Source organism: Streptomyces cinerochromogenes (assembly GCF_014648635.1).
Taxonomy (GTDB): domain Bacteria; phylum Actinomycetota; class Actinomycetes; order Streptomycetales; family Streptomycetaceae; genus Streptomyces; species Streptomyces cinerochromogenes.
Map to the genome: position 1 here is coordinate 80,620 of NZ_BMRM01000006.1, position 25,301 is coordinate 105,920.

Here is a 25,301-nt window from a genome sequence, read left to right on the forward strand (position 1 = left end):
TTCAACGGAACGGGTGGCAGGCCGAACGCGGAAGTGATTAACCGTCGGTGACCACGGGGGAGTGCGCGCCAGAGGTTCACCCGACGGTGATCGAGTCGAGTTTCGCGCGCAGGTACGTGTGCGAGTCGACGGGCGGGTACGCCACCCGCCCCACCGGCGCCGGCAGCGACTCCACCAGCGTGCCCGGCGTGCACTCCCCGAAGTACACCAGGGAGATCAGCTCCTCGCCGGGCGCGTCCAGGGGCGGAGGCAGCACCCGGTGCCTGCCCGACCGCCACCGGTCCCCGGTCCAACGGGCCAGCAGGTCACCGATGTTGACGGTGAGGGCGGCCGGATCGTACGGCGCGTCCCGCCAGCCCTCCTCGTCCGTGTGGACCTGCAGCCCGCCCCGCCCGGCCTGCCGGTCCAGGACGGTGACCGTCCCGAAGTCGGTGTGCGGGCCGATCCGGAACTGCCCCGGCTGCGGCTCCCCGACGACCTCCGTGCCCGGATACCAGTTGATGTTGAAGCCGTACGTCGGACGGTCCATGTGCCGGGCGAAGAAGTCGGCGCCCAGGCCCAGCGCGCACGCCAGCAGGGACAGCAGCTCCTTCTCCAGCGCGGCCATCCGGCCCAGGTACTCCTCGCACAGCCCGCGCAGCGCGGGCACCTCCGCCGGCCACACGTTCGGCGCGTACCACTCGGCGTTGACGACCGGGTCCTCGAACGGCTCGGCGGTGGCGAAGGTGAGCGACTCCTTCAGGTCCGGCGGGGTCTCGGTGCCCTCCGCGTACCCGTTGGCCTCGGTGCCCGGACCCAGCCAGCCGCGCCCGCCGACCCTCGCCGCGTACCGCTGCTTGACCTCGGCGGGCAGCAGGAAGAACTCCCGGGCCGCGGCCCGGATCCCGGCCCGCAGCCCGGGATCCACCCCATGTCCGGTGACCAGCAGGAACCCGGCGGCCTGGAGGGCCTGGTCGACGTCACGGGCCAGCGCGGCACGCGTCATCGCGTCCCCCACGGTCCAGCGCCGCAGATCGATGGTGGGAATCACACGGCCCATGCTTCCACCCCTCGCCGCCCGCCGCCGCGGTTCCTGGGGAGCGACCCGGTGACGGGGCCGGGGTGGCGGGTGGTCGATACTGGGACACATGGCTTACGACGATCTTCGCTCCCTGCTGCGGGCGCTGGAGCGCGAGGGAGACCTCAAGCGCATCAAGGCCGAGGTCGACCCGTATCTCGAAGTCGGGGAGATCGTCGACCGGGTGCAGAAGTCCGGCGGCCCGGCGCTGCTCTTCGAGAACGTGCGCGGCTCGGACATGCCCCTCGCCATGAACGTGTACGGCACCGACCGCCGCCTGCTGAAGGCGCTCGGCCTGAAGTCGTACGGCGAGATCTCCGAGAAGATCGGCGGTCTGCTGCGGCCCGAGCTGCCGCACGGCTTCGTCGGCGTGCGGGAGGCCTTCGGCAAGCTGGGCGCGATGACCCACGTCCCGCCGAGGAAGGTGAAGTCCGACAACGCGCCGGTCCAGGAGGTCGTCCTGCACGGCGACGACGTCGACCTCGACCGGCTCCCCGCGCTGTTCACCTGGCCGAAGGACGGCGGCTCCTTCTTCAACCTGGGCCTGACCCACACCAAGGACCCCGAGACCGGCATCCGCAACCTCGGCCTGTACCGCCTCCAGCGCCACGACCGGCGCACGATCGGCATGCACTGGCAGATCCACAAGGACAGCCGCAACCACTACCAGGTCGCGGCCCGGCGCGGCGAGCGCCTGCCCGTGGCGATCGCCTTCGGCTGCCCGCCCGCCGTGACCTACGCCTCGACGGCGCCGCTGCCGGGCGACATCGACGAGTACCTGTTCGCCGGCTTCGTCTCCGGCAAGCGGATCGAGATGGTCGACTGCAAGACGGTCCCGCTCCAGGTCCCGGCGCAGGCCGAGGTCGTCCTGGAGGGCTGGCTGGAACCGGGCGAGATGCTGCCCGAGGGCCCCTTCGGCGACCACACCGGCTTCTACACCCCGCAGGAACCCTTCCCCGCGCTGAGGATCGACTGCGTGACGATGCGCAAGCGGCCGCTGCTCCAGTCGATCGTCGTAGGCCGCCCGCCCACGGAGGACGGCCCGCTGGGCCGCGCCACGGAACGCTTCTTCCTCCCGCTCCTCAAGATCATCGTCCCGGACATCGTGGACTACCACCTGCCCGAGTCCGGCGGCTTCCACAACTGCGCGATCGTCTCGATCGACAAGAAGTACCCGAAGCACGCGCAGAAGGTCATGCACGCGATCTGGGGGGCGCACATGATGTCCCTCACCAAGCTGATCGTCGTCGTCGACGCCGACTGCGACGTCCACGACCTGCACGAGGTGTCCTGGCGGGCCCTCGGCAACACCGACTACGCCCGGGACCTCACAGTCGTGGAAGGCCCCGTCGACCACCTGGACCACGCCTCCTACCAGCAGTTCTGGGGCGGCAAGGCGGGCATCGACGCGACCCGGAAGTGGCCCGAGGAGGGCTACACCCGCGACGGCGGCTGGCCGGACATGGTGGAGTCCGACCCGGAGACGGCCGCCCTGGTGGACCGCCGCTGGAAGGAGTACGGACTGTGACGACGGCTGCTCTTCCCCAGCCCGGCCGCACCAAGGCCTTCCTCCGCCTGGTGATGATCGAGCACTCGGTCTTCGCGCTGCCCTTCGCCTACATCGCCTCCCTCACGGCGATGTACGAGTGGGACCGGAACATCCACTGGGGCCGGCTGCTCCTGGTCACGGTGTGCATGGTCGGCCTGCGCACCTTCGCCATGGCGGTCAACCGGATCATCGACCGCGAGATCGACGCCCGGAACCCGCGCACGGCCCAGCGCGAGCTGGTGACCGGCGCGATGTCGGTGCGGCACGCCTGGACGGGTGCCCTGATCGCCCTGGTGGTGTTCCTCGGCGCGGCGGCCCTGCTGAACCCGCTCTGCCTGGCCCTGGCCCCGGTCGCGGTGATCCCGATGGTGGTCTACCCCTACGGGAAACGCTTCACCAACTTCCCGCAGGCCATCCTCGGCCTCGCCCAGTCCATGGGCCCGATCGGCGGCTGGCTGGCGATCAGCGGCGAGTGGTCCTGGACGGCGGTGATCCTGGGCCTGGCCGTCGGCGTCTGGATCGGCGGCTTCGACCTGATCTACGCCTGCCAGGACGTGGAGACCGACCGCGAGATCGGCGTGATGTCGGTCCCGGCCCGCTTCGGCGTGCCGGCCGCGATCTGGGGCGCGCGGGTGTGCCACACCATCACGACGGCCCTGTTCGTCTGGTACGCCCTGGCCACCCACGCCGGAGCGTTCTTCTGGCTGGGCCTGCTGATCGTCGCCGGCGCGTTCCTCTACGAGCACACCATCGTCCGCCCGCACGACCTGTCCCGGGTGAACAGGGCGTTCTTCAGCGTCAACGGGTTCATCGGCATTGCCCTGTTCGTGTGCGCGCTGCTGGATCTCGTCGTCCGGGGTCTGACCGTCTGAGGGGGTCGGCCCCACCCGGCCTGAGCACGCTCGGGCGCGCCGGTACGCTCAAGGTGTGAACGCAGGAGAAACGCAGCGCGTGCCTTGGATCGTGGGGGTGTCCGGAGCTTCCGGAACGCCGTACGCGGCTGCGGTGCTGCGAGCGCTGCTGGAGGCCGGCGAAGCGGTGGACCTCGTGGTCAGCCGGGCCTCCCGGCTGACGCTGCTGGACGAGACGGGCATCGCGTTCCGGGACGCCCACTGGCAGGACGACCTGCGGGAATGGCTCGCCCGGGGCGCCGACGGCAAGCCCGGCACCTTCGACACGGACATCAGCGGGGTCCGGTACTGGAACGCGGGCGACCTCGCCGCCGGCCCGTCCTCGGGCTCGTACCCGGCGAAGGGGATGCTCATCGTGCCCGCCTCCACCGCCTGTGTCGCCGGCGTGGCCCTCGGCCTGTCGAAGGACCTGCTCCAGCGCACGGCGAGCGTCACACTGAAGGAGCGCCGGACGCTGGTCGTGGCCGTACGGGAGACCCCGCTGAACGGGCAGACGCTGCGCCACCTCGTCGCCCTGGACGACGCCGGCGCCACGGTCGTCCCGGCCTCGCCCGCCTTCTACGCGGGCGCCACCCACATCCAGGACCTCGTGGACTTCGTGGCCGGCCGGGTGCTGGACGCGGCCGGTGTCGCACACGGCCTGTACCGGCGCTGGCGGGGCGAGCTGGGCGGCGGCTCGGCGGCCGGCCGGCCGGGCAAGTAGCAGTACGTACGTACCTCATCACTTCAGGAACTTTCACCGGAAGGCTTCGATCGCATGGACGCGGTGGACAGGCAGCTCATCCAGGCCCTGAGGGAGAACGGCCGGGCCTCGTACGCGGAGCTGGGGCGCCTTGTCGGCCTGTCGGGCCCCAGCGTCACCGACCGCATCAACCGGCTGGAGGCGGCCGGTGTCATCACCGGCTACCGCGCCACGGTGGACGCGGCCTCCCTCGGCCTCGGTGTCACCGCTCTGATCGGCATCTCGCTCTCCGACGCCGCCGACCACGAGGACGTCGCCCAGCGGCTGCGGGACCTGCCGGAGATCGAGGACTGCTGGTTCATCGCCGGCGACGACTCGTACATGCTCAAGGTCCGGGCGACGGACGTGGACGGCCTGGAGCGGATCATCCGCCGGCTCAGCGGGACGAAGGGCGTCTCCCGCACCCGTACCACGATCGTGCTCTCCACGAAGTGGGAGAACCGGGTCGGGGAACTGCCCGAGGAGGTCTAGGCGCGCTGCGCCGTTGGGGGCGCCACCCGCCGCGAGAGCGGGGGAGTACCGTTGGCCGGAGTTGTCGGAGAAAGGTGTTGGCATGGACGTCGGGCTCAAGCGCGAGCTGGAGGAGAAGGTCCGCTCCGGTGAGCGGCTGACCCGCGAGGACGGCATCGCGCTGTACGAGTCGGACGACCTGGCCTGGCTGGGCGGGCTCGCCCACGAGGTGCGCACCCGCAAGAACGGTGACGTCGTCCACTTCAACGTCAACCGGCACCTCAACATGACCAACGTGTGCACGGCCTCCTGCGCCTACTGCTCGTTCCAGCGCAAGCCGGGCGAGAAGGACGCGTACACGATGCGCATCGAGGAGGCCGTCAAGCTCGCCAAGGCGATGGAGTCGGAGAACCTCACCGAGCTGCACATCGTCAACGGCCTGCACCCGAACCTGCCCTGGCGGTACTACCCCCGCTCCCTGCGGGAGCTGAAGGCGGCCCTCCCGGACGTCTCGCTGAAGGCGTTCACCGCCACGGAGATCCACCACTTCGAGACGATCAGCGGCCTGTCGGCGTCCGAGATCCTGGACGAGCTGATCGACGCGGGCCTGGAGTCCCTCACCGGCGGCGGCGCGGAGATCTTCGACTGGGAGGTCCGGCAGCACATCGTGGACCACCGCACCCACTGGGAGGACTGGTCCCGCATCCACCGCCTGGCGCACGAGAAGGGTCTGAAGACCCCGTGCACCATGCTGTACGGCCACATCGAGGAGCCGAGGCACCGCGTCGACCACGTCCTCCGGCTCCGTGAGCTGCAGGACGAGACGAACGGCTTCCAGGTCTTCATCCCGCTGCGCTACCAGCACGACTTCGTGGACATGAAGGACGGCAAGATCCGCAACCGCCTTCAGGCCCGCACCCAGATGGCCACGGGCGCGGAGGCCCTGAAGACCTTCGCGGTGTCGCGGCTGCTGTTCGACAACGTCCCGCACGTCAAGGTCTTCTGGGTCATGCACGGCGTCCAGACCGCCCAGCTGGCCCTCCAGCACGGCGCGGACGACATGGACGGCTCGGTCGTCGAGTACAAGATCACCCACGACGCGGACAACTACGGCACGCCGAACAAGCTGACCCGCGAGGACCTCCTGGAACTGATCCGCGACGCGGGCTTCCGCCCGGTGGAACGGAACACGCGCTACGAGATCATCCGCGAGTACGACGGCCCGGACCCCGCGCGCCGGGAGTCGCCGCAGCCGATGCGCGTCTGACTCTTCCGCCCACCCACGGCGGGTACTCGGGCCGCATGCCGACCACCCGAGCCCCCGAGGACGCCTACACGGCGGCGCCCTTCGTCCCCAAGGGCGCCGACCTGGAAGCCCTCCGCCGAGCCGCCGGAGACTGCCGTGGCTGCCCGCTCCACCGGGCCGCCACCCAGACGGTCTTCGGCGCCGGAAGCACCGAGGCCCGCGTCATGCTGGTGGGGGAGCAGCCCGGTGACCAGGAGGACCGCCGGGGCAGGCCCTTCGTCGGCCCGGCGGGCAAGCTGCTCGACCGGGCGCTCGAAGAGGCCGGTATCGACCCCGCCGATGCCTATGTGACCAACGCGGTCAAGCACTTCAAGTTCACCCGGTCCGAGCCCCGCAAGCGCCGCATCCACAAGGCGCCGAGCCTCAGGGAGATGACGGCCTGCGGCCCCTGGCTGGCGGCCGAACTGGCGCTGGTGGAGCCGGAGCTGATCGTGGTGCTCGGCGCCACGGCCGGGAAGGCGCTGCTGGGGTCGTCGTTCCGGGTGGGCGAGGTGCGCGGGACCGTGCTGGAGCGGGAGATCCACGGCCGGCCGGCCGGAGCGGCTGGTGCCCACCGTGCACCCGTCCTCCGTGCTGCGCGCGCAGGACGACAAGGAGCGCAGGGCGGCGTACGAGGGCCTGGTGGCCGATCTGAAGGTGGCCGCGCACGCCCTCGGGTAGGGGACACACACCCCCCTGCGGTAATAGATACACTCCATCCGTGCCTCTTACCTTCACCCTGGATCCCGCCCTCACCCCCGCCCTCCGCGACGGCATCCTCGGCCTGTGGACGGACGTCTCCAACGCGGGCGGCGCCGTCGGCTTCGTCGCCCCGGTGACCCGTGAGGAGATACGCCCGGAGCTGGTCCGGCACTTCGTGCAGATGGCCGAGGGGCGCACCCGGCTGCTCGTCGGCCACGACGAGGCCGGCGAGGTCGCCGCGGCCGCCTTCCTCACCCGCAACGCGCACCGGCTGATGCCGCACTGGGTGTGGCTGTACACGGTGATGGTCCACCCCCGGCACCAGGGCAAGGGCTACGGCCGCGACCTGCTGGCCGCCGCCGCGGACGCGGCCCGCGCGATGGAGGGCGTGGAGGCGATACGGCTGACCTGCCGGGGCGGACACGGGCTGGAGCGGTTCTACGCCTCCTGCGGCTACAAGGAGGTCGGCCGCGTCCCGGACGCCATCCGGGTCGCGCCCGGCGACGACCGCGACGAGGTCGTCATGCTGCTGCCCCTCGGCTGACACCGGCCCCCAGTCCCCACCCCCCTGCGTGATCGCCCGCCGTCCGTGCTTCACTGGACGATGACCCCTTTTGGAATCTGACGACTGGATTGAGATGCTCCGCTACACGCTGATGCGCCTCGGTATCTTCGCGGGCTGCCTCGTGGTCGTCTGGGGTGCCGTCTACTCGGGCATCTTCCCGCGCGGCTTCGGCAACTCCAACGGCCTGTGGGTCCTGCTGCTCTCCCTGGTGCTCTCGGCGCCGATCAGCTGGGTGGTGCTGCGCAAGGAGCGGGACCGGGCCTCGGTGCAGATCGTGAACAAGGTGGACCGGGTGAAGGCCAACCTGGAGGCCAACCGCAGCCAGGAGGACGTGGCCGACGACCGGTCGCGCACGCAGGACGGGGCCGCCGCGTCCAGCTAGTCCGGGCCCCGGCCCCACTAGTCTTGCCGTCATGGGTGCGGTCAGGACCAAACGGATGCCGAGGGCGGTGCGGGAGCAGCAGATGCTCGACGCCGCCGTACGGATCTTCGGGCAGCGCGGGTACATGGCCGCCTCGATGGACGAGATCGCCGAACTCGCGGGCGTGTCCAAGCCGTTGGTCTACCTGTACCTGAACTCGAAGGAAGACCTCTTCACCGCCTGCATCCGCCGCGAGGCCGCCGCGCTCACGGCGGCCGTGCGCGCGGCGGTCCGGCCGGGGCTGACCGCCGACCGGCAACTCTGGGACGGGCTGCGGGCGTTCTTCGCGCACACCGCCGACCATCCCGACGGCTGGTCGGTGCTGCACCTCCAGGCCCGCACGCACGGCGAGCCCTTCGTCGCCGAGGTCGCCGCGATGCGCGCGGAGATCGTCGCGTTCGTGACCCGGCTGGTCGCGGTGGCGGCCCGGGAGGCGCACCGCGACCCCGACCTCCCCGAGCACGAGGTGGCCGGCCTCGCCGAGGCCCTGGTCGGCGCGGCGGAGTCCCTGGCGGCCTGGGCGAACGCCACACCCGGGACCACGGCCCGCCAGGCGGCGACCACGCTGATGAACTTCGCGTGGGCGGGACTGGGCAGCCTGATGCGGGGCCAGGTCTGGACACCGCCGGCCGAGCCGGCCTAGAGGCGCGGGGCCGCGCCTGACGTGCGGCTCCACCGCGTGACGCGAACACCCCCCACGCACCCGCACTCCGCCACGGCGTTCATGTCCCCCGCACCCGGCCCCCCGCCACGGCGCTCACTTCCCCCGCACCTCCCCGGTCAGGTGCACCCGCCCGTCCTCGCCCCGCAGCTCGAACCGCCCGCTCCCGTCGGCCCCGTACACCACGGTCCCCGGCAGCAGCACCGGCGCCCGGAAGCGCACCCGCACCTCGGCCGCGTCGGGAGTGCCGTGGGCGGCCAGGCAGCGGGCGACCGTCCACATGCCGTGGGCGATGGCCCGGGGGAAGCCGAAGAGGCGGGCGGTGAGCGGGGACAGGTGGATCGGGTTGCGGTCGCCGGACGCGGCACCGTACCGCCGCCCCACGTCGTCGCCGAGGTTCCACTCGGCCACGACGGGCAGCCGGGCACCGGTGTCCCCGCGCGGCTCGGGTGCCGTCACCGTGCCGGTGCGGTGCCGCGCCAGATAGGTGCTCCGGGACGTCCACACCGGCTCCCCGCGTGAGCACAGTGCGGTCGCCACCGTCGCCTCGGTGCCCCGCCGGTGCGGTGCGAGCCCTTCCACCCGGACCTCCACGTCGTACTCCCCGTCCGCGGCCGGCGCGGCGCCCCGCTCGATCTCGATCGACGTGTGGACGAGTCCGAGCAGCGGCAGCGGAAAGTCCCGGCCGCTCATCAGCCGCATGGCCAGCGGGAAGCCGAGGACGTGCGGGTAGGTGACCGGGAGTTCGGGCGCGCCGGTCGCGAAGCCGCACACCCGCTCGTAGGCGGCCAGCTTCGCCAGGTCGACGCGCACGCCGGGAAGGACGAGCCGGGTGCGCGGGAAGCCGGCACCGGGGGCCGGACGCTTGAAGGGGGAGCGCAGGGCGCCCCGGGCGAGCAGGGGCGCCAGCGCGGGCGCGGCGTCCAGGGTGACGGTGTCCGTCGGGCTGCCGAGGTGACGGTCGGCCATGCGCAACTCCCGCGCGACGTGGGTTCCGGAGGGCTGACAAGTGCTTACTCCGGAGTAAGGTTACCGGAGGTAAGCCGCGACCCGCACGGCCCGCACGCAAAGTTGAACACCCGTCACATACGCCCCGAGGCTGCACATCCCCGGCCCCGGACCCTCCCCGAACCCGCACAACCCCCTCACAGCGGAGCCGTACGATCACCTGCCTAACCAGCGGTAACCCCTCGCCGGGCTCACCGCGGGTGCACGCACGCCAGAGGAGCCGCCCGTGACCACGCCGTACCCCACCCCGCCCGCCTCCTCCGGCACCCCGGTCTCCGCCACCGACTACGACGGCCGCCCGGTCCTCGTCGAGCCCGGGATACGCCGGCTCGACGGCGCGGTGCGCGAGGTGTCCGTCCCCCCGTTCGCACCCCCGGTCACCCACGGCTCCCTCGCCGACCTGCCCTACGACAACGCGGAGGCGGACCCCGACAAGGTCGTCCTCAGCCGCAGGCTCTCCGACGGCGGCTGGAAGGACGTGACGGCGGCCCGGTTCGCCGCCGAGGTGGAGGCGGTCGCCAGGGGCCTGATCGCGGAGGGTCTGATGCCCGGGGACCGCATCGCGGTCATGGCCCGCACGACCTACGACTGGACGCTGCTCGACTTCGCCGCCTGGGCCGCCGGCCTGGTCACCGTCCCCGTCTACCCCACCTCCTCCGTCTTCCAGACCCGCTGGATCCTGCACGACTCCGGCGCGGTCGCCCTCGTCACCGAGACCGCCGCCCAGGCCGCCGCCCTCGGCCCCGAACTCGCCCACCTCCCCGACCTGCGGCACGTGTGGGTGATGGAGAAGGACCACGTGGCCCGGCTGGCGGAGGCGGGCGCACCGGTACCGGACGGGGAGGTCGGCGTACGCCGGGGCATGCTGGGCCCCGACACGCTCGCCACCCTCATCTACACCTCAGGCACCACCGGCCGCCCCAAGGGCTGCGCCCTCTCGCACGGCAACTTCTTCGCCGAGGTCGACAACGCGATCGAACTCCTCCACCCCGTCTTCAAGGCCAAGGACGACGACCTCTCGGTCCTCCTCTTCCTCCCCATGTCCCACGTCTTCGGCCGCATGGTCGCCATCGCCTGCGTCCGCGCCCGGGTCCGCCTCGGCCACGCCCCCAGCCTGGCCCCGGCCGACCTCCTCCCGGACCTGGCCGCCTTCAGACCGACCTGCCTGCTGACCATCCCCTACATGCTGGAGAAGATCTACAACTCCGCGCGGGCCAAGGCGGAGTCGGGCGGCCGGGTGGGCGCCTTCGACCGGGCGGCGGACATCGCCCGGCGCTACGGCGAGGCACTGGAGGCCCGCCAGACCGGCACCGGGAACGGCCCGAGCCGCGCCCTGAAGACCCAGCGCACCTTCTACGACCCCCTCGTCTACCGCCGCATCCGCTCCGCGATGGGAGGCCGCGTCCGCCACGTCATCTGCGGCGGCTCCCCGCTCGGCCGCAGCCTCGCCGCGTTCTACGCCGGTGCCGGCATCGAGATCTTCGAGGGCTACGGCCTCACGGAGACCACCGGCGCCTCGACGGTCACCCCGCCCCTGAAACCCCGTCTCGGCACGGTCGGCTGGCCGCTGCCCGGCACGAGGGTCCGCATCGCGGCGGACGGCGAGATCCTCCTCTCCGGCGACCACGTCCTGCGCGGCTACTGGGACCCCCGGGCCGGAGGCGTGGTCCCCGCGACCCGGGACGGCTGGCTCCCGACGGGCGACCTGGGAGAGCTGGACGACGACGGCTACCTCACCATCACCGGCCGCAAGAAGGAACTGCTCATCACGGCGGGCGGCAAGTCGGTGGCCCCGGCCCCCCTGGAGAACTGGCTGCGCCAGCACCCCCTGATCAGCCAGGTGATGCTGGTCGGCGACGGCCGCCCCTTCGTGGCGGCCCTGATCACCCTCGACCCCCAGGGCACCACGCACTGGCGCCAGATGATCGGCAAGCACCCGGTACCGCCAGAACTCCTGGTGGGCGACGAGGAGTTGCACGCCGTCCTCCAGCGGGCCGTGGACGAGGCGAACCGCATGGTCTCCCGCCCCGAGTCCATCCGCCGCTTCGCCGTCCTGCCGGTGGACTTCACGGAGGCAGCCGGCCACCTGACCCCGTCCATGAAACTCCGCCGCGACCAGATCCTGCGGGACTTCGCGGCGGAGGTGGAGGGGCTGTACGAGCGCTGAGCCGAGGAAGCCGGAAGGCTCCACGGTCACTTGGCGGCGCCGTGAGGCTCGGCATCCGCACCTCGCCGGCCTCCGCCGAGCGCCAACTCCACCCACACCGTCTTGCCGACGTCCCGCTCCGTGACGCCCCACAGCTTCGCCAGCACCTGCACGACCACGAGACCCCGGCCGTTCTCGTCCTCCGACCGCCCGTCCAGGAAGCGGAGGGCACGGTCACCCCGGGCGTCGCTGACCTCGATACGCAAGGTGCCCTTCTCCGGCAGCAGCCGCAGCCGCAGCTCGAAGTCCCGCCCGGGCACGCGACCGTGGGTGACGGCGTTGGCCGCGAGTTCGGCCACAACGAGCTGGGCGGTGTGGCTGAGGTCGCCGTCGTACGGATACCCCCAGGTCGCCAGGGCGGTACCGGTGAGCCGACGGGCCAGACGGGCACCACGGGGGGTGGCGCTGAGCCGTTGGACGAGTTCGGTTGTGGGGGTGGAGATTTCTACGTTCACATCACCGAGCGTGGCCGGTTCTCCCTACCCTGACCAGGGGAGACCCGGCGACTGTGCGTAGTCGTACGGGTGCGGATCGTGGGTGTACGGGTTAGTCGGAGGTTCGTGTGACGGAGGAGCGGAGGCCGGAGACTCCGGCGGAGGAGAACGGGGCGGCAGCGGTCTTCGTCGTCATCGGCAAGCAGCTGAAGCTGCTGCGGGAGAGGGCGGGGCTGAGCCAGCGGGAGTTCGCGGAGCTGATGGGGTACGGCCCGGATCTCATCTCGGCCATCGAGCGAGGGGTACGGACGCCGAGGCCGGAGTTCCTGCGCCGGGCCGATGAGATCCTCCAGGCGAACGGCCTGTTCACGGCGGTCATCCCTCAGGTGGAGGAGGCGATGTCCAGGGCGCGGACGCGGCATCCTGAGTGGTATCGCAGCTATGCCGAGTTGGAAGCGGTATCCGTTGAGCTGCACTTCTACGCCAATCAGGGCGTGCCAGGTCTGTTGCAGACCGAGGACTATGCGCGGGCTGTGTTCTCCCGTCGCCGCCCCCTGCTGGATGAGGACGCCATCGAGAAGCGGGTTGCCGACCGATTGGCCCGTCAGCAGGTTCTGGAGCAGTGGCCACTACCGATGTGCAGCTACGTCCTGGAAGAGGTGGTGCTGCACCGGCCCATCGGCGGTACGAAGGTGCACAAGGAGCAGCTCCGACGGTTGCTGCGGATCGGCAGCATGCGCAACGTGGAGATTCAGGTGATGCCCTCGAAGATGGCGGAACACCCCAACATGGACGGCCCGTTCAACCTGCTGACGCCCAACAAGCGAGCCCAGGTGGCTTACGTGGAGGTCCAGGGATACCCACGGCTGATCGCTGACCCGGAGGAAGTCCGCAAGATCGCGGACCGCTATGGGATCATGCGCGCCATGGCACTCAACCCGACGGAGTCACTGGCCATGATCGAGGAGCTGGTGGGAGAACGATGAACACCAAGGAACTCGCCTGGTTCAAGTCCAGCTATAGCGGCGGTGAGGGAGGCGAGTGCCTGGAACTCGCTTACAACTGGCGCAAGTCCAGCCATAGCAGTGGCGGCGGCGGCGAATGCCTCGAAGTTGCCACCCACCCCACCGCCATCCACATCCGAGACTCCAAGCAACCCACCACCGCCCACCTCACCCTCACCCCCGAAGCCTGGTCAGCCTTCCTTCTGGGCGAGAAGGAACGCCTGCGGGGCTGATTCCCCCAGCGCCTCCTCGCGCTCGCGCACCGTGCTGGACCGCAGGGCGAACCCGGCTCCGGACAGCAGCTCGGCCATCTGCTCGGGGCGGCGCCGGAGGAAGTCGAGGGTGACCGGCAGACCGAACGGACGCTCCAGTCGAAGCGGCGCGTCGCCCACCTGGAAGGCGAGCAGGAGCCGCCCGCCGGGAGCCAGGACGCGGTGGAACTCGGCGAAGAGGGCGAGGAGTTCGTCCACAGGTGTGTGGATGCTGGAGTACCAGGACACGACCCCGGCCAGGGAACCGTCGGCCAGGGGAAGGTCCCGCATGGAGCCCTGCTCGAACCGCAGGCCGGGGAAGTCGCGGCGGGCGACGGCGATCATCGACTCGGAGAGGTCCAGGCCGAAGACGGACAGCCCCAGGCCGGCCAGGTGCGCGGTGACCGCGCCCGGCCCGCAGCCGAGGTCGGCGACCTGGCCGCCGGGGCCGACCTGTTCGGCGTACGCGGCGAGGAGGGCCCGCTCCAGGGGCCGTTCGGCGAGGGGGTCGCGGAAGTGCGCGGCGTAGTCCTCGGCGATCGTGTCGTAGAAGGCGCGGGTGTCGGTCATGGAGGGACCGTAGCGGGAGGGACTGACACCGCCCTTTAGGCTGCTGCCCTTGGCCAAAGCATCACCGTGGGGGGTATCGGCCGATGGACCAGGCGACGGACGTCTTCCAGCCGCTTCAGGCGGAAGACCCTCCGGTGGTGGGGGGTTACCGGCTCGCGGCCCGGCTGGGCGCGGGCGGCATGGGCCGGGTGTATCTGGCGCACACGCAGGGCGGCCGGCCGGTCGCGCTGAAGGTCGTACGGCCGGAACTGGCGGACGATCCGGACTTCCGGCGGCGGTTCCGGCGGGAGATCACGGCGGCCCGGCGGGTGAAGGGGGCCTACACCGCCGAGCTGATCGACGCCGACGCGGACGGCACACCGCCCTGGCTGGCGACGCTGTACGTGCCCGGGCCGTCGCTCGCGGAGGCCGTGGCGCGGCGGGGGCCGCTCCCGGTGGCGGCCGTGCTGTGGCTGATGGCGGGGGTGGCGGAGGCGCTCCAGGCGATCCACGCCGAGGGGATCGTGCACCGGGACCTGAAGCCGTCGAACGTGCTGCTGGCCGCCGACGGGCCCCGGGTGATCGACTTCGGTATCGCGCTGGCCGCCGACGGGACGTCGTACACGGCCACCGGGGGGACCATCGGCACGCCGTCGTTCATGGCGCCGGAGCAGGCCGCCGGGAACGAGGTGACGGCGGCGACGGACGTCTTCGCGCTCGGGCAGACGGCGGCGTTCGCCGCGCTCGGCCGGCCGTTGTACGGCGACGGCCCCGCCGTGAACGTGCTGTACCGGATCGTGCACTCCGAACCCGACCTGGAGCTGCTGCCCGAGCCGCTGCGGCCGCTGCTCGCCCGGTGCCTGGCCGCCGATCCGGCGGAGCGGGCCACCGCGGCGGAGGTGGTGGAGTGGTGCCGGCAGCGGCTGGGCGCGGACGCCGACGGGGGCGGGGGACCGGCCGTGTGGCGGGAGATCGCCGGGCCGGAGGCCGCGGTTCCGGCACCGGTCCCGGAGCCGACCCCGGCCTACCCGCAGCCGCTCGTCGGCTACCCGCAGCCCCCGGCCGGCTGGCCGCAGCCGACGCCCGAGGAGCGCAGGGCCCGCAGACGGCGGGCCGCGCTGATCTCGGTCGCCGGTGTGGCGGGCGGGGCGCTGCTGGTGGCGCTGCTGGCGTGGACGGTCATGGATGCCAGGGAGCGTGCCGGGGGACGGGAGACGGCGGGCGCGGGTGCCAAGCCGTCCGCCACGGCACCGTCGGGGCGGTCCTCCTCGCCGGCGGCGTCCGCGGCGGGTTCGTCGTCGGACGACTCCTCGGGTTCGTCGTCGGGTTCGTCGTCGGACGGCTCCGGTCCGTCCGGGGACGAGGAGTCCGGGTCGGCCTCGCCCCGGGACCCGAAGCCGGAGGGGTACCCCCAGGTGTGGCTGGACGCGAAGAACTCGCTGAGCCTCAAGGACAAGGACCCCCAACGCAAGGACCGCAAGGGGGACATCCGGTTCGACTGCCAGGACCCGAGCTGTGAGCTGAAGAGCGACAGCGTCTCGTTCGTCCAGATCATGGGCGGACACGGCACCACCCTGGACATGTGCCGTCTCATGCTCGGGAACGGCAAGTACCACCGCTGGGGGCTGGCCGCCGCGGCGGCCGGTAGCGAGATCTGCATGAAGGACGACGAGGGCAACATCGGGCTGTACGTGATCCAGACGAAGTCCACCGCGTTGCCCGACATCGCCTTCCTCACGGGCGACCTGACCGTCTGGCGCCACGCCGCCTAGTAACGCCCGGCCGAGGCGCCCTGCGGGCAGCCGAGGAGGCAGATCCAGAGCTGGAACAGCTGTCCCCGGTGACGTACCTCCCCCAGCACCCGCCCGCTCGCTCCCAGGGGGCGGGCGCACAGGGCGCACTCCATGGCCATCTGCTGGCGGGGCCGGAGCCGGGCGACGTCGGGGAGGGACGGGGACGCCGTGTCAGGACTCTTCATTCATCACCCCCCGGTGTCCGTCCTGCGCTGCCGTCCTTCGTCTTCGCCTCGTCGGCGGACGCCTCGGCCGGCTGCACCCGGTGCCGGGGCGTGGTCCGCCGGGGCGGCCGGGTGAAGGTGATCTGCCGCACCACCTGCTGGAAACAGGCCAGTGACGCGAAACTCGGCAGAGCGGCGGCCGCGGTGTCGACGATATTTTTCGGCGCCTGCGCGATACATAAGATCATGGCAATCGCCGAAAAAATCAGAAGTACCGACCAGGAATGGAAGGCCCGGCGTTGGTGCAGGGCCGCCCGGAGAATGGAGAGCGACGCCACCAGCCATGGGCCGAAAACCAGCAGGGGCCACCAGGAGACCACGTCGCCCGGCATGCGGGACGCGGCCACGAAACGCAGCGGATCGTAGGAGATCAGACCGCCGAAGATGCTTACGGCGGAGGCGATGACGGCGACCAGCGCGGCGATGAGATGACTGGCGACGCGCGTGGTGTTCGGGCGTTGCCGGACCTTGCGGTGGCCTCGCGGGGGAGTCTTCACCGGGGGCAGCTCCGCGGTGATCTCCACCAGGGCGTCACGATGGGGATTCATCCCCTGACCTGCGAGGTCGTCCTCCTTGCGGGCGGCCGGGATCCTCGGCTGCCGCTCGATGGAGTCCCGCAGCATGAAGGCGAGCTCCTCGGCGGGGTCCCAGGCCGAGTCCGGGGGGACCAGGGGCGGGTAGAAGGCTTCCGTGGGCCCCGTGTACTCAGGATGCATGGGCCCAGCGTTTCGAGACGTGTTTTTCCAGTGAACTCATCACATCCATGAATTCCTGGAGGATTTCCTCCGTCACTTCAAGAGTGACGGAGAGGCCCCCCTTCATCAGGACTCCTTTGCTGGGGCCCGTTCTGCTCGGTGCGGGCAGGTAGGTGTGGGAGCCTAGCCGCACGGGCCGCCGAGGAAGTTCCTTCGTCATGCTGCGAATAACGCCGCCATTCGATGATGGATGCGCGGCGAACGGGTGAAGGGATTAGCCGGACAAGCACTATGTGCGGGAAAATCCGCCGAGCAATCTGTCCTGCAAGCAGATCAACGGATCTCTGCTCAGGACAGCCCCGCCAGCCGCAGCAGTGCCGTCGTCGCCGCCGCGCCCAGCACCACCACGACGAACGACGCCCGGCGCCAGGCCAGGACGGCGCCGGCCAGGACCCCGGCGGGGCGGGCCCAGCCGGCGAAGCCGCCGGACTCGGTCAGGGCGCCCGTGGCCAGCAGGGCGACCAGGAGGACGACCGCGCCGGCGGAGGCCAGTTCCTGGACGCGCGGCGGGATCGTGACCCGGCCGTGCAGGACCGGGCCGACCAGCCGGAAGGCGTACGTGCCGACGGCCAGGGCGAGGATCACGGCGACGGTGGCGTTCACGCGGCGGCTCCCCGGGGCGTCGTCGGGCGGCGGTGGAGGAAGAGGCCCGCGAGGGCGAGCAGGACCGGGACGCCGGCCGGGACGGCGGGGGTGACCGCCAGCGCCAGGGCGGCGCCGAGCAGCGCGCACCGCCGTACCGCCGCGTCGGCGCGGAGGGTGGGCAGGACCAGGGCGACCAGGACCGCGGGGAACGCGGCGTCCAGGCCGTAGCGGGCGGTGTCGCCCAGCGCGCTGCCCGCCGCCGCACCGGCGAGGACGCCCACGTTCCACACGGCGAACAGGCCGAGGCCGGATATCCAGAACGCCCGGCGCTGCCGTACCGGGTCGGACTGGGCCAGGGCGAAGGCGACCGTCTCGTCCGTGACCAGGTGGGCGCCGAGGAGGCGGGCCGCCGGGGCGGTGCCGATGATGTCGGCGACGGCCAGGCTGAAGGCCGCCGTCCGGGTGTTGAGCAGGAGTCCGGTGGCCGCGGCGGCGACCGGACCGCCCCCGGCGAGCAGGACGCCCACCGCGCTGAACTGGGCCGATCCCGCGTACACGACCAGGGACATCAGGACCGGCACCCACATCGGCAGGCCGCCCGCGACGGAGACGGCACCGAAGGAGATGCCCACGACACCGCTGGCCAGCCAGACCAGCGAGCTGTCCCGGAGGAGGGAGCGGTCGGCGGCGGACCCGGGCGTTGTTCGGTGTGACGAACGCATGTTCACTACGATGGACAGTGACCCGCCTGTCCGTCAAGGCGAACGATCGTACCGATGGAGCGAACGCACATGTCCGAGGTGCCCGCCCGGCTGCCCCTGGAGTGGATCGCCGCGTCGCTGAAGCGCGAGCGCGGCCGTGCCGGTCTGTCCCTGTCCGAGCTGGCCAAGCGCGCCGGAATCGCCAAGTCCACGCTGTCCCAGCTGGAGGCGGCGGGCGGGAACCCGAGCATGGAGACCATCTGGGCGCTCGCGGTGGCGCTCGGTGTGCCGTTCAGCGCGCTGGTCGAGCCGCCCTCGCCGGCGGTCCAGGTGATCCGGGCGGGGCGGGGGCCCACGGTCCACTCCGACCAGTCCAGCTATCTGGCCTCGCTGCTGTCCGCCTGCCCGCCCGGCGCCCGCCGGGACCTGTATGTCGTGTGGCTGGAGCCCGGCACCGTACGGGATTCCGAACCCCATATTCCGGGCACCGTCGAGCACATCGTGGTGAGCGAGGGCGCGGTTCGGGCGGGGCCGGACGGGGAGGCCGTGGAACTGGGGCCCGGGGATTACATGTCGTACCGGGGTGACGTATCTCACTCGTACGAGGCGCTTGCGGCCGGGACCAAGTTTGTGCTGGTCATGCAGCACATGTGAGCGTTCGTGAACGGAAAATGAACGGGAAAAGGCAGGAGCCCCGTCGCCGGACGGCGCGGGGCTCCTTGGGTACTGCGCTAGGCTGCGATCAGCTGTCCCGAGTCGATCAGACCGGGGTGACGTTCTCCGCCTGCGGGCCCTTCGGACCCTGGGTCACGTCGAAGCTCACCTGCTGGTTCTCTTCGAGGGAACGGAAACCCGTGGCGTTGATCGCGGAGTAGTGAACGAAGACGTCGGGGCCGCCGCCCTCCTGGGCAATGAAGCCAAAGCCCTTTTCGGCGTTGAACCACTTAACGGTTCCGGTAGCCATAAGCCCTCCTTGGGCTCACAAAGGGTTGCCCTGCTCCAGAACCTGCAAGTGTGAAACGGTGCTGCACAACTGCATACTTCTGAAAACGACGAGAGCCTGCGGTTACATGCTCCGCAGGCTCTGTACTGCAAGGGAAACCAAACTGCAACTTGCGGCAAGCCTAGCATCCGGGCAGCCGAAAGCAATAGAGGTCAAGATCACGTCACCCGGATGTTTGAACGTCCGCTAGGCCGTTTGAGGACGGGGTCGGTCCCAGCACCGTACCCCACGGGGTCTAGTCTCGCGATGTGGACATTTCTCGCACCCGGCCGCGTGTCGGCCACATCCAGTTCCTGAACTGCCTGCCCCTGTACTGGGGGCTCGCGAGAACCGGCACGCTCCTCGACCTCGAGCTGACCAAGGACACCCCGGAGAGGCTCAGCGAGCAGATCGTGCGCGGGGACCTGGACATCGGCCCCGTCACCCTGGTCGAGTTCCTGCGCAACGCGGACGACCTCGTCGCTTTCCCCGACATCGCCGTCGGCTGCGACGGCCCGGTGATGTCCTGCGTGATCGTCTCCCAGGTCCCGCTGGACCGGCTGGACGGCGCCCGGGTCGCCCTCGGCTCGACCTCCCGCACCTCGGTCCGGCTCGCCCAGCTCCTGCTCGCCGACCGGTACGGCGTGAAGCCCGACTACTACACCTGCCCGCCCGACCTCAGCCTGATGATGCAGGAGGCCGAGGCCGCCGTCCTCATCGGTGACGCCGCCCTGCGCGCCAACCTCCTCGACGCCCCCCGCTACGGCCTCCAGGTGCACGACCTCGGCGCCCTGTGGAAGGAGTGGACCGGCCTGCCGTTCGTCTTCGCGGTGTGGGCGGCCCGCCGCGACTACGCCGAACGCGAGCCGTTCATCACCCGCAAGGTCCACGAGGCCTTCCTCGAATCCCGCAACCTCTCCCTCGAAGAGGTGCACAAGGTCGCCGAACAGGCCGCTCGCTGGGAGGCGTTCGACGAGGCCACCCTGGAGCGGTACTTCACCACCCTCGACTTCCGCTTCGGCGCCCCGCAGCTGGCGGCCGTCGCCGAGTTCGCCCGCCGGGTCGGGCCGACCACCGGCTTCCCGGCCGATGTGAAGGTCGAACTGCTCCAGCCGTAACCCGTCGCGCCCCCTGCCCCCACCCGTCACTACTGTGGCCGCGTCGACGCACGCGCCGGGCACACACCGGTAACAGACGGGGAAGGACGGGGAACTCCCGCCATGGAGATACTTCAGCCGGACGATCCGCGGGAGTTGGGCGGCTACCGGATGCTGCGCAGACTCGGAGCCGGCGGCATGGGCCGGGTGTACCTGGCCCGTTCGCCCGGCGGCCGGACCGTGGCCGTCAAGGTCGTACGACCCGACCTCGCCGCGGATTCCGGTTTCCGTGAGCGGTTCCGGCACGAGGCCGAGATCGCCCAGGCGGTCTCCGGCCAGTACACCGCCGCGGTGGTGGACGCCGACCCCGAGGCGCCGCTGCCCTGGCTCGCCACCTCCTACGTCCTCGGCCCGGACCTGACCGACGTCGTCGCCGCGCACGGGCCGCTGCCCGAGCACACCGTGCGCGCGCTCGGCGCCGGGCTCGCCGCCGCGCTCCAGGAGATCCACGCGGCCGGGCTCATCCACCGCGACCTCAAGCCGTCCAACGTCCTGCTCGCCGCCGACGGGCCCCGGGTCATCGACTTCGGCATCGCGCGCGCCGTGGACGGCACCCGGTTGACCGAGACCGGGGTCGTGGTCGGCTCGCCCGGCTACATGCCCCCGGAACAGGCGATGGGCAAGGACGTGGGCCCCGCGGGCGACGTCTTCTCCCTCGGCGCGGTCCTCGCCTTCGCCGCCACCGGGCGCAGCGCGTTCGGCGACGGGGCCGCCTCGCACGCCGCGCTGCTCTACCAGGTCGTGCACGGCGAGCCCGACCTGGAAGGCGTACCGCGCTCCCTGCTCGGCCTGGTCCGCGCCTGCCTCCAGAAGGACCCGGCCGGCCGCCCCGCCCCCGCGGAGATCACCGCCGCGCTCGCCCCGCAGGGCGTCGACGGCGTCCTGCGCGACTGGCTCCCGTCCGCCGTCGCCTCCACGATCGCCACGCACGCGGCGGGAATCCTGGACCTGGAGGCACCGGACCAGCAGCCGGGGGCGGCGGGAACGTCGGGAACGGCGGGAACGGCGGGAACGGCGGGAACGGCGGGAACGTTCGGGGCCCAGGGAGCCGGGGGGTTCGGTCCGGCGCCGGTCGGCGGTCCGGGGGTGCCCGGCGGTGCTCCGGGGGTGCCGGCCGGTGGTCCCGCGCCGGGGTACGGGTATCCGCCCGCGCCGGGCGCCGGGTACGGCACGCCTCCCGGGGGAACCGCCCCGCCGGCGCCCGCCCCTGGCATGCCGTCAGCGGGAAACCCCTACTCCACCCCAGGCCCCACCCCCGCGCCCCTCCCCGGCACCGTGCAGCTCGGCGGGCCCGAGGCGCCCGCCCGGCCCGGCCGGCGTCGCGCCCTGTCCCTCGCCCTCGGCGGGGCCGCCGCCGTCGCCGCCGTCGGCGGGGGCACCGCCTGGTGGCTGAGCAGGGACACGGGTGCCGACATATCGGCCGACGGCGGCAAGGCGGGTGCCGCGGGCGAGCCCGCCGCCGAGCACTTCACCACCCCGCCCGCCGGAGTGGCCCCGCAGCCGCTGTGGCACCGGGCGCTCACCGAGGACGGCACCACCACCGACGTACCCCTGCTCGTCCACGACGGCCTGCTGCTGATCAGCGGCGACCCGCTGGCGGCGTACGACGTCAAGACCGGCAGGCCCCGCTGGTCCAAGTCCGACCTGGTCGTACCCGGCTCCCAACTGCTCTACAGGGACGGGCGGATGTACCTGCCCGACGCCGAGTACGACGGCGCCCTCATCGCCCGCGACGCGGCGACCGGCGCGGAGGTGTGGCGGGCCCGGCTCGGCAAGCACATCGACATCGAGGACACCATCGCCCTCGACGACGAGCACGTGTACGTCGCGGCGAGCGACTTCAGCGAGTCCAAGAGCGCCACCGACTTCCGCACGGCCGTCGCCGCCATCAGCATCGCCACCCGCAGGACGGTGTGGATCCAGAAGCGGGACTGGGGCACCGACGACTACGACGTCGAGGGCTCCGTCTCCGGCGCGTACCTGGTGTACGCCGACTCGAAGTACAACCTGACCGTCCGCTCCACCGCGACCGGCGCCCAGCTGTGGACGAAGAAGCTCGGCGACGACTGGAGCTGGCGGCCCACCGTCTCCGACGGCCTGGTCCTCCTGCCGGGGGAGCGGCTCACCGCCGTCGACGTGAAGACCGGCGCGACCCGCTGGACCCTGTCCCCGGCGGGCCGCCGGGGCTTCTACAACCCCACCGTCATCGACGGCGTCCTCTACGCCGGCGACCACGACCGCGGCATCTGGGCCGTGGACGTGCGCACCGGCAAGAAGATCTGGCTCTGCGAGGAGAACGACCGGGGCGCGCCGGAGGTCTTCGTGAAGTACGGCAAGACGCTGTACTGCGGCGCCCAGGCCGTCGGCGGCGGCGTCGTCGCCCTGGACGCGCGGACCGGCCGCAAGCGGTGGAGCTGGACCGACAACAAGGGCACCGGCGACCAGTGGCAGATCGCCCTGTCCGGCAACCGGCTGCTGATGGCCAACGGCGCGGACGCCTACGCGATGCCGGCCGTCTGAACCGGGTAGGACACCCGGAGATGTGAGGGGGGTGGGGCACGTGGGCGGGGTGACCACGGGGGTGCTCGTGCTGGTCGCCGCGGTGTGGGGGGTGTCGGCGGGCGCGCTGCTGCCCCGCGCCGCGTACCGCTTCGCCGTGCCGTCCGGCCGGCCCTGGCGCGACCGTTGCCCGGACGGCCGCCATCCGGTCCGGGGGTGGCTGGGCGCGGCACGGTGCGGGGAGTGCGCGGGGCGTGCGGATGGGGCGCCCTCACCGTCGTACGCCCCCTCCGCGCTTCCGCTCGCCGTCGCCACGGCTCTCGTCTGCGCCGCCCTCGCCGCCGCCACCGGCACCCGGCCCGAGCTGGCGGTCTGGTTGCTGCTCGCGCCGGTCGGCGTGCTGCTCGCCGCCGTCGACCTCCGGGTGCGGCGGCTGCCCGACCCCCTGACCCTCCCGCTCGCCGCCACCGCCCTCGCCCTGCTGGGCCTGGCCGCCCTGCTCCCCGAACACGCCGGCCACTGGCGTACCGCCCTCTACGGCGCCCTCGCGCTCGGCGCCGGCTACTACCTGCTGTACCTCATCAACCCGGGCGGCATGGGCTTCGGCGACGTGAAGCTGGCGGTGGGGGCGGGTGCCGTCCTCGGCTGGTACGGCTGGCCCACCGTGCTGCTCGGCAGCTTCGCCGGATTCCTGCTCGGCGCGCTGTACGGCGGCGTGCTCGTACTGGCCCGGCGGGCGGACCGGAAGACGGCCGTACCGTTCGGCCCGTTCCTCCTCGCCGGGGTCCTCACCGGACTGCTGATCGGTGCGTACGCGGCCTGACGTCTTTCGCCCGAAACGGCTGGCGTAGGCTGGTTCGGTCCGCCCACACCCCTTGACGAAAGGGACCCCCTGGTGACAGAGAAGGCCGACCTCCAGTCTGTCCTCGACCGAGCCGCAGCGGGCGGACGGATCACGCCCGAGGAGGCGCTCGTCCTCTACCGCGACGCGCCCCTGCACGCCCTGGGCGCCGCCGCCGACGCCGTACGCCGCCGCAAGTACGCGGGCATCGAGCACATCGCCACGTACATCATCGAGCGGAACATCAACTACACGAACGTGTGTGTCACGGCGTGCAAGTTCTGTGCCTTCTACGCGGCCCCCAAGGACACGGAGAAGGGCTGGACCCGCGACCTCGACGACATCCTGCGCCGCTGCGCGGAGACCGTCGAACTGGGCGGCACCCAGATCATGTTCCAGGGCGGCCACCACCCGGACTACGGCGTCGAGTACTACGAGAAGCACTTCAAGGCCATCAAGGACGCCTTCCCGCAGCTCGTCATCCACTCCCTCGGCGCGTCCGAGGTCGAGCACATGGCCCGCATCTCCGGTGTGTCGGTCGAGGAGGCCATCACCCGTATCCACGAGGCCGGCCTGGACTCCTTCGCGGGCGCCGGCGCCGAGTTGCTGCCCGAGCGGCCGCGCAAGGCCATCGCCCCGCTGAAGGAGAGCGGCGAGCGCTGGCTGGAGATCATGGAGACCGCGCACCGGCTGGGCGTCGAGTCGACGTCGACGATGCTGATGGGCACGGGCGAGACGAACGCCGAGCGGATCGAACACCTCCGCATGATCCGGGACGTCCAGGACCGTACGGGCGGCTTCCGCGCCTTCATCCCGTACACCTACCAGCCCGAGAACAACCACCTGAAGGGCCGCACCCAGGCGACCCTCTTCGAGTACCTCCGCATGATCGCCATCGCCCGCCTCTTCCTGGACAACGTCCAGCACATCCAGGGCTCCTGGCTCACCACCGGCAAGGAGGTCGGCCAGCTCTCCCTGCACTACGGCGCGGACGACCTCGGCTCGATCATGCTGGAGGAGAACGTGGTCTCCTCGGCCGGTGCCAGGCACCGCTCCAACCGCCTGGAGATCATCGACCTGATCCGCAAGGCGGGCCGCGTCCCGGCGCAGCGCGCCACGACCTACGAGCACCTCGTCGTCCACGACGACCCGGCGAACGACCCCGTCGACGACCGCGTGGTCTCGCACATCTCCTCCACGGCCATCGAGGGCGGCACCGCCCACCCCGAGCTGAAGCTGCTCGCGTCCAACTAGGCGCGCCGTGCTGACGCTTCACGCCGACTCCAGGGGCCACGCCCACCTCGTCAACGGTGAGTGGATCGAGGCCGTCGGGCCCCTGGAGGACCTGTCCGCCGCGCACCCGCACGCGCGCGTGCGCGTCTGGCCCGGCATCCTCACCCCCGGGCTCGTCAACCTCCACGGCAACGAGCTGCTGGAGGAGACGTACCACCCCGACCCGAGGGAGGCCGACACCCTCGGCACCGAGCCGCTGACCGGCGACGCGCTGGCCGCGCTCGCCCTGGACGACGCCCGCTGGGGTGCGAGCGCCCGGCGCGGGGTGCAGCGCATGCTCGCCCACGGCACGGTCGCGGCGGCCTGCGAGCCCCTGCGCAACCGCGCGGTACGGGACGCGGTCCACCGCACGGGCCTCGCCGTCCGGGGCCGCCTGGGCCGCCCCGCCGGCACCCCCTCCCTCGACCCCCTGGCCGACGGCCTCCTCCCGGAGTTCGCCCCCGCCCGCGAGCCCGGCTCGGCGGCCTGCTTCGCCGTGTTCGACGTGACCGACGAGGGGGAGCTGACGGAGCGGGGTGCGGGGACGTGCGTGGCCACGGTGGTGGGGGGCCGGCTGGTGTTCCGGCGGCGGTGAGCGCCCTTTTCGGGACCACATCGCATGTGCGGCTGGGCGGAGGACCTCGCGGCACGCAGGAAGCCGACGCTCCTGCCGTGAGAGGGGGCTGCAAGAATGACC

The 25,301-nt window shown here is 71.8% G+C and carries 27 protein-coding genes and 1 pseudogene; 19 read left to right on the forward strand and 9 right to left on the reverse strand.

Annotated elements, in window-relative coordinates; genetic code table 11:
* Positions 1-76 precede the first annotated feature (76 nt).
* Positions 77-1,039 carry an isopenicillin N synthase family dioxygenase gene (locus IEZ20_RS13490; protein ID WP_189297974.1) on the reverse strand — a complete coding sequence of 321 codons (963 nt, stop codon included), beginning with the start codon at positions 1,037-1,039 and terminating at the stop codon, positions 77-79.
* An 88-nt stretch (positions 1,040-1,127) separates the two neighbouring features.
* On the opposite strand from IEZ20_RS13490, the gene IEZ20_RS13495 reads away from it, so the two are divergent.
* The 9 genes and pseudogenes from IEZ20_RS13495 to IEZ20_RS13535 all read left to right on the forward strand — a co-directional run bounded on the left by IEZ20_RS13495 (position 1,128) and on the right by IEZ20_RS13535 (position 8,325).
* On the forward strand, positions 1,128-2,585 hold the full coding sequence (locus IEZ20_RS13495) for a menaquinone biosynthesis decarboxylase (RefSeq protein WP_189297976.1): 1,458 nt from the start codon (positions 1,128-1,130) through the stop codon (positions 2,583-2,585).
* Positions 2,582-3,478 (forward strand): menaquinone biosynthesis prenyltransferase MqnP, encoded by an 897-nt coding sequence (mqnP, locus tag IEZ20_RS13500; RefSeq protein ID WP_189297978.1) that lies wholly within the window; start codon positions 2,582-2,584, stop codon positions 3,476-3,478. Before IEZ20_RS13495 ends, mqnP begins: the two co-directional genes overlap by 4 nt.
* Positions 3,479-3,557: 79 nt before the next feature.
* Positions 3,558-4,220, forward strand: coding sequence for a UbiX family flavin prenyltransferase (locus IEZ20_RS13505; protein ID WP_189297980.1), 663 nt, complete (start codon positions 3,558-3,560; stop codon positions 4,218-4,220).
* A gap of 54 nt (positions 4,221-4,274) precedes the next feature.
* On the forward strand, positions 4,275-4,730 hold the full coding sequence (locus tag IEZ20_RS13510) for an Lrp/AsnC family transcriptional regulator (RefSeq protein ID WP_189297982.1): 456 nt from the start codon (positions 4,275-4,277) through the stop codon (positions 4,728-4,730).
* 82 nt (positions 4,731-4,812) lie between these two features.
* A complete protein-coding gene (gene mqnE, locus IEZ20_RS13515; RefSeq protein ID WP_189297984.1) occupies positions 4,813-5,976 on the forward strand; it encodes an aminofutalosine synthase MqnE in 1,164 nt (387 codons plus the stop codon).
* 35 nt (positions 5,977-6,011) lie between these two features.
* Positions 6,012-6,675: pseudogene (locus IEZ20_RS13520) on the forward strand (UdgX family uracil-DNA binding protein).
* A 40-nt stretch (positions 6,676-6,715) separates the two neighbouring features.
* Complete coding sequence (locus tag IEZ20_RS13525) at positions 6,716-7,240, forward strand: GNAT family N-acetyltransferase (RefSeq protein ID WP_189297986.1); 525 nt, start codon at positions 6,716-6,718, stop codon at positions 7,238-7,240.
* A 94-nt stretch (positions 7,241-7,334) separates the two neighbouring features.
* Positions 7,335-7,643, forward strand: coding sequence for a DUF4229 domain-containing protein (locus IEZ20_RS13530; RefSeq protein ID WP_189298519.1), 309 nt, complete (start codon positions 7,335-7,337; stop codon positions 7,641-7,643).
* A 31-nt stretch (positions 7,644-7,674) separates the two neighbouring features.
* Positions 7,675-8,325: a TetR/AcrR family transcriptional regulator gene (locus IEZ20_RS13535; RefSeq protein ID WP_189297988.1), complete on the forward strand. Its 651-nt coding sequence runs from the start codon at positions 7,675-7,677 to the stop codon at positions 8,323-8,325.
* Positions 8,326-8,439: 114 nt separating this feature from the next.
* On the opposite strand, the gene IEZ20_RS13540 is transcribed toward IEZ20_RS13535, so the two are convergent.
* Entirely contained in the window at positions 8,440-9,312 is an 873-nt protein-coding gene (locus tag IEZ20_RS13540) for a MaoC/PaaZ C-terminal domain-containing protein (RefSeq protein WP_189297990.1), read from the reverse strand.
* A 265-nt stretch (positions 9,313-9,577) separates the two neighbouring features.
* Here IEZ20_RS13540 and IEZ20_RS13545 point away from each other — a divergent pair, with 265 nt between their 5' ends.
* Positions 9,578-11,518: an AMP-dependent synthetase/ligase gene (locus IEZ20_RS13545; RefSeq protein WP_189297992.1), complete on the forward strand. Its 1,941-nt coding sequence runs from the start codon at positions 9,578-9,580 to the stop codon at positions 11,516-11,518.
* Between the two features lie 26 nt (positions 11,519-11,544).
* On the opposite strand, the gene IEZ20_RS13550 is transcribed toward IEZ20_RS13545, so the two are convergent.
* On the reverse strand, positions 11,545-12,012 hold the full coding sequence (locus IEZ20_RS13550; protein ID WP_189297993.1) for an ATP-binding protein: 468 nt from the start codon (positions 12,010-12,012) through the stop codon (positions 11,545-11,547).
* A gap of 107 nt (positions 12,013-12,119) precedes the next feature.
* Here IEZ20_RS13550 and IEZ20_RS13555 point away from each other — a divergent pair, with 107 nt between their 5' ends.
* Both IEZ20_RS13555 and IEZ20_RS13560 read left to right on the forward strand, forming a co-directional pair.
* Complete coding sequence (locus IEZ20_RS13555; RefSeq protein WP_189297995.1) at positions 12,120-12,977, forward strand: helix-turn-helix domain-containing protein; 858 nt, start codon at positions 12,120-12,122, stop codon at positions 12,975-12,977.
* The gene (locus IEZ20_RS13560; RefSeq protein WP_189297997.1) at positions 12,974-13,228 is read left to right on the forward strand and encodes a DUF397 domain-containing protein; all 255 of its coding nucleotides are present in this window, start codon (positions 12,974-12,976) and stop codon (positions 13,226-13,228) included. Before IEZ20_RS13555 ends, IEZ20_RS13560 begins: the two co-directional genes overlap by 4 nt.
* Here IEZ20_RS13560 and IEZ20_RS13565 read toward each other — a convergent pair.
* Positions 13,187-13,816 carry a class I SAM-dependent methyltransferase gene (locus IEZ20_RS13565; RefSeq protein WP_189297999.1) on the reverse strand — a complete coding sequence of 210 codons (630 nt, stop codon included), beginning with the start codon at positions 13,814-13,816 and terminating at the stop codon, positions 13,187-13,189. The genes IEZ20_RS13560 and IEZ20_RS13565 overlap by 42 nt on opposite strands.
* An 83-nt stretch (positions 13,817-13,899) precedes the next feature.
* Here IEZ20_RS13565 and IEZ20_RS13570 point away from each other — a divergent pair, with 83 nt between their 5' ends.
* Complete coding sequence (locus tag IEZ20_RS13570; protein WP_189298001.1) at positions 13,900-15,567, forward strand: serine/threonine-protein kinase; 1,668 nt, start codon at positions 13,900-13,902, stop codon at positions 15,565-15,567.
* Here IEZ20_RS13570 and IEZ20_RS13575 read toward each other — a convergent pair.
* The 4 genes from IEZ20_RS13575 to IEZ20_RS13590 form a co-directional block, all read right to left on the reverse strand.
* Positions 15,564-15,773 (reverse strand): hypothetical protein, encoded by a 210-nt coding sequence (locus IEZ20_RS13575; RefSeq protein ID WP_189298003.1) that lies wholly within the window; start codon positions 15,771-15,773, stop codon positions 15,564-15,566. The two genes, IEZ20_RS13570 and IEZ20_RS13575, sit on opposite strands and share 4 nt — an antisense overlap.
* Entirely contained in the window at positions 15,770-16,435 is a 666-nt protein-coding gene (locus IEZ20_RS13580) for a DUF2637 domain-containing protein (RefSeq protein WP_308434664.1), read from the reverse strand. Before IEZ20_RS13580 ends, IEZ20_RS13575 begins: the two co-directional genes overlap by 4 nt.
* A 420-nt stretch (positions 16,436-16,855) precedes the next feature.
* On the reverse strand, positions 16,856-17,170 hold the full coding sequence (locus IEZ20_RS13585) for an AzlD domain-containing protein (RefSeq protein ID WP_189298007.1): 315 nt from the start codon (positions 17,168-17,170) through the stop codon (positions 16,856-16,858).
* Complete coding sequence (locus tag IEZ20_RS13590) at positions 17,167-17,874, reverse strand: AzlC family ABC transporter permease (RefSeq protein ID WP_189298009.1); 708 nt, start codon at positions 17,872-17,874, stop codon at positions 17,167-17,169. The genes IEZ20_RS13585 and IEZ20_RS13590 overlap by 4 nt, the downstream gene beginning before the upstream one ends.
* Positions 17,875-17,943: 69 nt before the next feature.
* Between IEZ20_RS13590 and IEZ20_RS13595 the strand changes: the two genes are divergently transcribed.
* Positions 17,944-18,507, forward strand: a complete 564-nt coding sequence (locus tag IEZ20_RS13595) for a helix-turn-helix domain-containing protein (protein WP_189298521.1) — start codon at positions 17,944-17,946, stop codon at positions 18,505-18,507.
* A gap of 106 nt (positions 18,508-18,613) precedes the next feature.
* Here the strand turns inward: IEZ20_RS13595 and IEZ20_RS13600 are convergent, their stop codons facing one another.
* Positions 18,614-18,817 (reverse strand): cold-shock protein, encoded by a 204-nt coding sequence (locus tag IEZ20_RS13600; protein WP_004984723.1) that lies wholly within the window; start codon positions 18,815-18,817, stop codon positions 18,614-18,616.
* Positions 18,818-19,104: 287 nt separating this feature from the next.
* On the opposite strand from IEZ20_RS13600, the gene IEZ20_RS13605 reads away from it, so the two are divergent.
* The 5 genes from IEZ20_RS13605 to IEZ20_RS13625 all read left to right on the forward strand — a co-directional run bounded on the left by IEZ20_RS13605 (position 19,105) and on the right by IEZ20_RS13625 (position 25,199).
* On the forward strand, positions 19,105-19,953 hold the full coding sequence (locus tag IEZ20_RS13605) for a menaquinone biosynthetic enzyme MqnA/MqnD family protein (protein ID WP_189298011.1): 849 nt from the start codon (positions 19,105-19,107) through the stop codon (positions 19,951-19,953).
* 102 nt (positions 19,954-20,055) lie between these two features.
* Complete coding sequence (locus IEZ20_RS13610; protein WP_189298013.1) at positions 20,056-22,512, forward strand: serine/threonine-protein kinase; 2,457 nt, start codon at positions 20,056-20,058, stop codon at positions 22,510-22,512.
* A gap of 49 nt (positions 22,513-22,561) precedes the next feature.
* Positions 22,562-23,314, forward strand: coding sequence for a prepilin peptidase (locus IEZ20_RS13615; protein ID WP_189298523.1), 753 nt, complete (start codon positions 22,562-22,564; stop codon positions 23,312-23,314).
* A 72-nt stretch (positions 23,315-23,386) separates the two neighbouring features.
* A complete protein-coding gene (mqnC, locus tag IEZ20_RS13620; RefSeq protein ID WP_189298015.1) occupies positions 23,387-24,586 on the forward strand; it encodes a cyclic dehypoxanthinyl futalosine synthase in 1,200 nt (399 codons plus the stop codon).
* A gap of 7 nt (positions 24,587-24,593) precedes the next feature.
* Positions 24,594-25,199, forward strand: coding sequence for an imidazolonepropionase-like domain-containing protein (locus IEZ20_RS13625; RefSeq protein WP_189298017.1), 606 nt, complete (start codon positions 24,594-24,596; stop codon positions 25,197-25,199).
* The last annotated feature ends 102 nt before the right edge of the window (positions 25,200-25,301 follow it).

Coding starts and splice junctions, on each gene's coding strand:
- IEZ20_RS13535 (WP_189297988.1), top strand. CDS start 7,675: ATGGGTGCGGTCAGGACCAAACGGATGCCGAGGGCGGTGCGGGAGCAG.
- mqnE (WP_189297984.1), top strand. CDS start 4,813: ATGGACGTCGGGCTCAAGCGCGAGCTGGAGGAGAAGGTCCGCTCCGGT.
- IEZ20_RS13560 (WP_189297997.1), top strand. CDS start 12,974: ATGAACACCAAGGAACTCGCCTGGTTCAAGTCCAGCTATAGCGGCGGT.
- IEZ20_RS13565 (WP_189297999.1), bottom strand. CDS start 13,816: ATGACCGACACCCGCGCCTTCTACGACACGATCGCCGAGGACTACGCC.
- IEZ20_RS13510 (WP_189297982.1), top strand. CDS start 4,275: ATGGACGCGGTGGACAGGCAGCTCATCCAGGCCCTGAGGGAGAACGGC.
- IEZ20_RS13490 (WP_189297974.1), bottom strand. CDS start 1,039: ATGGGCCGTGTGATTCCCACCATCGATCTGCGGCGCTGGACCGTGGGG.
- IEZ20_RS13575 (WP_189298003.1), bottom strand. CDS start 15,773: ATGAAGAGTCCTGACACGGCGTCCCCGTCCCTCCCCGACGTCGCCCGG.
- IEZ20_RS13570 (WP_189298001.1), top strand. CDS start 13,900: ATGGACCAGGCGACGGACGTCTTCCAGCCGCTTCAGGCGGAAGACCCT.
- IEZ20_RS13590 (WP_189298009.1), bottom strand. CDS start 17,874: ATGCGTTCGTCACACCGAACAACGCCCGGGTCCGCCGCCGACCGCTCC.
- IEZ20_RS13540 (WP_189297990.1), bottom strand. CDS start 9,312: ATGGCCGACCGTCACCTCGGCAGCCCGACGGACACCGTCACCCTGGAC.
- IEZ20_RS13580 (WP_308434664.1), bottom strand. CDS start 16,435: ATGCTGCGGGACTCCATCGAGCGGCAGCCGAGGATCCCGGCCGCCCGC.
- IEZ20_RS13610 (WP_189298013.1), top strand. CDS start 20,056: ATGGAGATACTTCAGCCGGACGATCCGCGGGAGTTGGGCGGCTACCGG.
- IEZ20_RS13595 (WP_189298521.1), top strand. CDS start 17,944: ATGTCCGAGGTGCCCGCCCGGCTGCCCCTGGAGTGGATCGCCGCGTCG.
- IEZ20_RS13495 (WP_189297976.1), top strand. CDS start 1,128: ATGGCTTACGACGATCTTCGCTCCCTGCTGCGGGCGCTGGAGCGCGAG.
- IEZ20_RS13600 (WP_004984723.1), bottom strand. CDS start 18,817: ATGGCTACCGGAACCGTTAAGTGGTTCAACGCCGAAAAGGGCTTTGGC.
- IEZ20_RS13530 (WP_189298519.1), top strand. CDS start 7,335: ATGCTCCGCTACACGCTGATGCGCCTCGGTATCTTCGCGGGCTGCCTC.